This is a genomic window from Streptomyces sp. NPDC004561, from assembly GCF_053602155.1.
On the sequence record NZ_JBSGDB010000446.1, the window covers coordinates 1 to 7,132 of the forward strand.

Consider the following 7,132-nt stretch of genomic DNA (forward strand, 5'->3'; position numbering starts at 1 on the left):
CTCTGGTGCCCACCCTGTGCTTCGGGGCGGGCGCGGGAATGCTCGTCGGGCTGGTGGTGTACGCCGCCGGGGTCAGGGTGTGGCGCCCGGCTCCGGTTTCCGGGGATCCCGGCGCGCTGGTCGGTGCGGGCCGGGAGCGGCCGGTCGCTCGGTGACGGAGGCGACGAAGACCGTGAGAGTGCGCCGGGGGCGCGATCTCGGCAGCACGGTGAACGCGAGCGCGAGATAGCCGCGGGCCAGGTCGGCCCACTGGTGCCGGTCCGGGGCGTGGCCGGTACGGGTGGTCCGGTCGGCGAGCCGGCGCCGGACGTGCGCGGCGACCCTGCGCACGGTCGTGGCGAGGTCGGCCGGGATGCGGGCGGTGCTTGCGTCGGCCGCGAGGGCCGGGACCGGCGAGGCGGTCATGACCTGCGCCGAGGCGGTGTCCGCCCAGGCCCGGGTGACTGCCTCGGGCGTCCGGCGGTGAAGCGTGCGTATACCCATGCCCGCAGTTTTGCGGCTGCGGGGGGTGCGGGGCGTTTTGGCGGGGGCCACGTGAGTGACGGCCCTCCGGGGGTTCCACCGACGTCGTGGTCCGGGCGGATTACGAGTCACGGGACGGGGGCGGACTCGACACCGCCGATCGGCCCCGCCGGGAGGGTGACCGGCGGTACGGCGGGAGAACCCACGGTCGGCCCGGCTGGGGGGGTAAGCGGCGGTGCGGCGAGAGAACCCCCGGTTGGCCCGGTGGGGGGCCAGGCGTGCGGCGGCGGAGCCCCAGACCGACCCTGACGAACGGGCCCCCGCCCTTCTGGCCCGGGCGGATCCCGAGTCACGGGGCGAGGGCGGGTTCGACACCGCCGATCGGCCCCGTCGGGGGGTGGCCGGGGGCACGGCGAGAGAACCCTCGGTCCGCCCGGTCGGGGGGTGAGCGGCGGTGCGGCAGCGGAGCCAGGTCGGCCCGGCTGGGGGAACCGGCGGTACGGCAGCGGAGCCCTGGCCGGCCCTGGTGAAGGCGCCGCCCCCTCGTGGTCCTGGCGGATACCGAGTCACGGGGCGACGGTGGGCCCGGCACCCCGGTCAGCCCCGCCGGCGGTGCGGCGAGAGAACCCCCAGTCCGCCCGGCCAGGGTGACCGGCGGTGCGACGGCAGTGCCCCGGACGGGCCTGATGAAGGGGCCGCCGTACCCCCGTCGGCGTACAGCGGCCCTCTGGGTCCGGACGTCGTGGCTAGTGGGCCGCCGACTCCCAGTCCGGGCCGACGCCGACCGAGACGTCCAGGGGGGCGCGGAGGTCGACGGCGTGAGCCATCTGGTGGCGGACGATCTCCTCGACGGCGGTGCGCTCGCCGCGGGCGATCTCCAGCACGATCTCGTCGTGGACCTGGAGGAGCATGCGGGACCTGAGGTCCGCGGCCCGCAGCGCGTCGTCCACCTTGAGCATGGCGATCTTGACGATGTCCGCCGCCGTGCCCTGGATGGGCGCGTTGAGGGCCATGCGCTCGGCCGCCTCGCGGCGCTGGCGGTTGTCGCTGTTGAGGTCGGGGAGGTAGCGGCGGCGCCCGAAGAGCGTCGCCGTGTAGCCCGTCGCCCGCGCCTCGTCGACCGCCCGGCGCAGGTAGTCCCGGACCCCGCCGAAGCGCTCGAAGTAGGCGTCCATGAGGGCGCGTGCCTCGGCCGCCTCGATGTTCAGCTGCTGGGACAGGCCGAACGCCGACAGGCCGTACGCCAGGCCGTACGACATGGCCTTGATCTTGCGGCGCATCTCCGCGTCCACCGCGGTGGGCTCGACCCCGAAGACCTGGGAGGCGGCCGTGGTGTGCAGGTCCTCGCCGGAGGTGAACGCCTGGATGAGGCCCTCGTCCTCGGAGAGGTGCGCCATCACGCGCAGCTCGATCTGGCTGTAGTCGGCGGTCATCAGGGACTCGAAGCCCTCGCCGACGACGAAGCCGCGGCGGATGGCCCGGCCCTCGTCCGTGCGGACCGGGATGTTCTGCAGGTTCGGGTCCGTGGAGGAGAGACGGCCGGTCGCGGCCACCGTCTGGTTGAAGGTGGTGTGGATGCGGCCGTCGCCGGCGATGGTCTTGATCAGGCCCTCGACGGTGACGCGGAGCTTCGCCTGCTCGCGGTGCCGGAGCATGATCACCGGCAGTTCGTTGTCGGTCTGGGTGGCGAGCCAGGCCAGGGCGTCGGCATCCGTGGTGTAGCCGGTCTTGGTCTTCTTCGTCTTCGGCAGGGCCAGCTCGCCGAAGAGGACCTCCTGGAGCTGCTTGGGCGAGCCGAGGTTGAACTCGTGGCCGGCGGCCGCGTGCGCCTCCTTCACGGCCTGCTGCACCGCACCCGCGAACATCTGCTCCATCGCTTCGAGGTGCGCGCGGTCGGCCGCGATGCCGTGGCGCTCCATGCGGGCGAGCAGCGCCGAGGTGGGCAGCTCCATGTCCCGCAGCAGGTCGGCGGCGCCGACCTCCGTGAGGCGGCTCTCGAAGGCCTCCCCCAGGTCGAGGACCGCGCGGGCCTGGACCATCAGGGCATCGGCCTCGGCGCCCTCGTCCGCGCCGAAGGCCAGCTGGCCGTCGGCCGTGGCGGCGGGGGCCAGCTCGCGGTGCAGGTACTCCAGGGAGAGCGCGTCCAGGTCGAAGGAGCGGCGGCCCGGCTTGACCAGGTAGGCGGCGAGCGCGGTGTCCATGCGCACGCCCTCGACGCGCCAGCCGTGCTCGGCGAGGACCCGCATGGCGCCCTTGGCGTTGTGGAGCACCTTGGGACGGTCGGCGTCCGAGAGCCAGGCCGCGAACGCGTTCTCGTCGGTCTCGTCCAGCTCCGAGGGGTCGAACCAGGCGGCCGCTCCCCCGGCCGCCGCCAGGGCGACCTCGGCGACCGAGCCGGTGCCCAGCGCCCAGGTGTCGACCGTGGCGACGCCCAGGGTGCCGGTGCCGTGCTCGGCGAGCCAGGGGGCCAGCTCGCCGGTGCGCAGGACGGTGCCGTCCACTTCCACGCCCTCGGCGGCGGCCGGGGTGGCCTCGGCCTCCTCCCCGCCGGGGTCGACGGCGAAGAGGCGCTCGCGCAGGGACGGATTGCGGATCTCCAGGGTGTCCAGGACCATCGCGACGGCCTTGCGGTCGTACGGGGCCCGCTCCAGGTCGGGGACGGTCCGCTCCAGCTCGACCTGGCGCTCCAGCTCGGTGAGGACGCGGTTGAGCTTGACCGACTCCAGGTGGTCGCGGAGGTTCTGCCCGGCCTTGCCCTTGACCTCGTCGGCGCGCTCGACCAACTCCGCGAAGGAGCCGAACTGGTTGATCCACTTCGCGGCGGTCTTCTCGCCGACACCGGGGATGCCGGGCAGGTTGTCCGACGGGTCGCCGCGCAGGGCCGCGAAGTCCGGGTACTGGACGGGCGTCAACCCGTACTTCTCGACAACCTTCTCCGGGGTGAACCGGGTCAGCTCCGAGACGCCCTTCGTCGGGTACAGCACGGTGGTGTGCTCGGTGATCAGCTGGAAGGAGTCGCGGTCGCCGGTGACGATCAGCACCTCGAAGCCCTCGGCCTCGGCCTGGGTGGCGAGGGTGGCGATGATGTCGTCCGCCTCGTACCCCTCGACGGCGAAGCGCTGGGCGTGCATCGCGTCGAGCAGTTCGCCGATCAGCTCGACCTGGCCCCTGAACTCGTCGGGGGTCTTGGAGCGGTTGGCCTTGTACTCGGTGAACCGCTCGGAGCGCCAGGTCTTGCGGGAGACGTCGAAGGCCACCGCGAAGTGCGTGGGGGCCTCGTCACGCAGGGTGTTGGCCAGCATCGACGCGAAGCCGTAGATCGCGTTCGTCGGCTGGCCCGTCGCGGTCGTGAAGTTCTCCGCGGGCAGCGCGAAGAACGCGCGGTACGCCAGCGAGTGCCCGTCCATGAGCATCAGCCGGGGACGGGCGCCGCCGGGGGTCTTGTCGGTCTTCTTCGATGCTGTCTCTGCCACGTCCCCGATCCTGCCACGCCCCACTGACACCGCGGGCCGCGCGCCCGCGACGGATGTGAGCACAGCCACAACGACCGGGGGGATCGCGGCGAGGGGCCGACGCGGACGGGCCCCCTCCCCTCCCCTCCCCTCCCCTCCCCTCCCCTCCCCGCGACCGCTGCTCACGCCTCCTGGCCTGCCCGGGGCTCACCGCTGTCGGTGCCCCGTGGGAGGATCGGCACCGTACTTCTCACACGCAGTCGAAGGGGAGCGTGCGATGGCGACGAAGCCGCCCAAGGGTGATCCGGTTCAGGACGCGCCGCAGGTCGCGGAGCCGAAGCACGCGGCGGCGGGGTTGCCTGCCATCGGGCACACCCTGCGCATCGCCCAGCAGCAGATGGGCGTGAAGCGGACCGCGCTGACGCTGCTGCGGGTGAACCAGAAGGACGGCTTCGACTGCCCGGGCTGCGCCTGGCCCGAACCGGACCACCGGCACCGGGCGGAGTTCTGCGAGAACGGCGCGAAGGCGGTGGCCGAGGAGGCCACGCTGCGCCGGGTCACCCCGGAGTTCTTCGCCGCGCACCCGGTCGCCGACCTGGCGACGCGGAGCGGGTACTGGCTGGGCCAGCAGGGGCGGCTCACGCATCCCATGTACCTCCCCGAGGGGGGAGAGCACTACGAACCGGTCACCTGGGAGCGGGCCTTCGGCATCATCGCCGAGGAGGTCGCCGCCCTCGGCTCCCCCGACGAGGCCGTGTTCTACACCTCGGGCCGCACCAGCAACGAGGCGGCGTTCCTCTACCAGCTCTTCGCGCGCGAACTGGGCACGAACAACCTGCCGGACTGCTCGAACATGTGCCACGAGTCGTCCGGTTCGGCGCTCTCCGAGACCATCGGCATCGGCAAGGGCAGCGTCCTGCTGGAGGACCTGTACAAGGCCGACCTGATCATCGTCGCGGGGCAGAACCCGGGCACCAACCACCCGCGCATGCTCTCCGCGCTGGAGAAGGCCAAGGCGAACGGCGCGCGGATCATCAGCGTCAACCCGCTGCCCGAGGCGGGCCTGGAGCGCTTCAAGAACCCGCAGACCCCGCAGGGCATGCTCAAGGGCGCCGCCCTCACCGATCTGTTCCTGCAGATCCGCATCGGCGGCGACCAGGCGCTCTTCCGGCTCCTCAACAAGCTGATCCTCGAGACGGACGGCGCGGTCGACGAGGAGTTCGTGCGCGAACACACGCATGGCTTCGAGGAGTTCGCCGCGGCGGCCGCGGCCGCCGACTGGGACGGGACGCTGACCGCGACCGGCCTCACACGCGCGGAGATCGAGCAGACCCTGCGCATGGTGCTCGACTCCGAGCGCACCATCGTCTGCTGGGCCATGGGTCTCACCCAGCACAAGCACTCCGTGCCGACCATCCGCGAGGTGGTCAACTTCCTGCTGCTGCGCGGCAACATCGGCCGGCCGGGCGCGGGCGTGTGCCCGGTGCGCGGCCACTCGAACGTGCAGGGCGACCGCACCATGGGCATCTTCGAGCGGCCCGCCCCCGCCTTCCTGGACGCGCTGGAGAAGGAGTTCGGGTTCGCGCCGCCCCGGGAGCACGGCTTCGACGTCGTACGGGCCATCCGCGCGCTGCGCGACGGCGAGGCGAAGATGTTCTTCGCCATGGGCGGCAACTTCGTGTCCGCCTCCCCCGACACCGAGGTGACCGAGGCCGCGATGCGGCGCGCGCGGCTGACCGTGCACGTGTCGACGAAGCTCAACCGCTCGCACGTCGTCACGGGCGCGCGGGCGCTGATCCTGCCCACCCTGGGCCGCACGGAGCGGGATCTCCAGGCCGGTGGCGAGCAGTTCGTTACCGTGGAGGACTCCATGGGCATGGTGCACGCCTCGCGCGGCCGGCTCGCGCCCGCGAGCCCGCACCTGAAGTCGGAGCCGGCCATCGTCTGCGGTCTCGCGCGCGGGGTACTGGGCGAGGACAGCGTCGTGCCGTGGGAGGAGTTCGAGAAGGACTACGCGGCCGTCCGTGACCGCATCGCGCGCGTGGTCCCCGGTTTCGAGGACTTCAACGCGCGTGTGGCCCGGCCCGGCGGTTTCGCGCTGCCGCACGCGCCGCGCGACGAGCGGCGCTTCCCGACGGCCACCGGCAAGGCGAACTTCACGGCGGCGCCGGTGGAGTTCCCCGAGCTGCCCGAGGGCCGGCTGCTGCTGCAGACCCTGCGCTCGCACGACCAGTACAACACCACGATCTACGGGCTCGACGACCGTTACCGGGGCATCACGGGCGGGCGCCGGGTGGTGCTGGTGCACCCGGAGGACGCACGGGCCCTCGGGGTCGCGGAGGGTGCGTACGTGAATCTGGTGAGCGAGTGGAAGGACGGGGTGGAGCGGCGGGCGCCCGGGTTCCGCGTCGTGCTCTACCCGACGGCCCGGGGGTGTGCGGCGGCGTACTACCCGGAGACCAACGTGCTGGTTCCGCTGGACGCCACCGCCGACACCAGCAACACCCCGGCCAGCAAGTCCGTGGTGGTACGCCTCGAGGGGCCCGCCGAGGGGCGTCTGGAACAATCGGCAACCGACTGAGCGTTTGCTCAGCCAGGAGACAGTCGCAGGACGAACGGAGCCGGGCCCATGGGTGAGCAGCAGCAGGTGAGATTCCCGCAGGAGGTCATCGACGAGTACGCGGCACTCGGCGTCGACCTGCCCGCCCTGTTCTCGGCCGGACACCTCGGCACGCGGATGGGTGTGCAGATCCTGGAGGCCTCGGCGGACAGGGTCGTCGGGACGATGCCGGTGGAGGGCAACACCCAGCCCTACGGCCTGCTGCACGGCGGCGCCTCCGCGGTGCTGGCCGAGACCCTCGGCTCGGTCGGCTCCATGCTGCACGGCGGCAGCTCGAAGATCGCGGTCGGCGTGGACCTGAACTGCACGCACCACCGCGGGGTCCGCTCGGGCCTGGTGACCGGCGTGGCCACGCCCGTGCACCGCGGCCGGTCGACGGCGACGTACGAGATCGTGATCAGCGACGAGCAGGGGCGGCGTGTGTGCAGCGCGCGCCTGACCTGTCTGCTGCGTGACGTCGGGCCGGAGGACGGCGCCCGGGCGAGCGCCTCCGCCTGAGGCCTCGCACCCGGTCCTGTAACTGATCGCCATCGCCGCCGGCGTCTGTGTCAGCACGGCACTGGTGATCGTCCTCAAGGGCATGCGCAAGCCGATCCCC

4 protein-coding genes are annotated in these 7,132 nt (G+C 72.6%); 2 read left to right on the forward strand and 2 right to left on the reverse strand.

Annotated elements, in window-relative coordinates; all coding sequences use genetic code 11:
• Positions 1 to 72: 72 nt before the first annotated feature.
• The gene (locus tag ACWEN3_RS37240; protein WP_452980387.1) at positions 73 to 483 is read right to left on the reverse strand and encodes a hypothetical protein; all 411 of its coding nucleotides are present in this window, start codon (positions 481 to 483) and stop codon (positions 73 to 75) included.
• 725 nt (positions 484 to 1,208) lie between these two features.
• Positions 1,209 to 3,935 carry a DNA polymerase I gene (gene polA, locus ACWEN3_RS37245; RefSeq protein WP_452980390.1) on the reverse strand — a complete coding sequence of 909 codons (2,727 nt, stop codon included), beginning with the start codon at positions 3,933 to 3,935 and terminating at the stop codon, positions 1,209 to 1,211.
• Between the two features lie 256 nt (positions 3,936 to 4,191).
• Here polA and ACWEN3_RS37250 point away from each other — a divergent pair, with 256 nt between their 5' ends.
• Both ACWEN3_RS37250 and ACWEN3_RS37255 read left to right on the forward strand, forming a co-directional pair.
• The gene (locus tag ACWEN3_RS37250) at positions 4,192 to 6,495 is read left to right on the forward strand and encodes an FdhF/YdeP family oxidoreductase (protein WP_452980393.1); all 2,304 of its coding nucleotides are present in this window, start codon (positions 4,192 to 4,194) and stop codon (positions 6,493 to 6,495) included.
• 48 nt (positions 6,496 to 6,543) lie between these two features.
• Positions 6,544 to 7,032, forward strand: coding sequence for a hotdog fold thioesterase (locus ACWEN3_RS37255; protein WP_452980396.1), 489 nt, complete (start codon positions 6,544 to 6,546; stop codon positions 7,030 to 7,032).
• Positions 7,033 to 7,132: the final 100 nt, after the last annotated feature.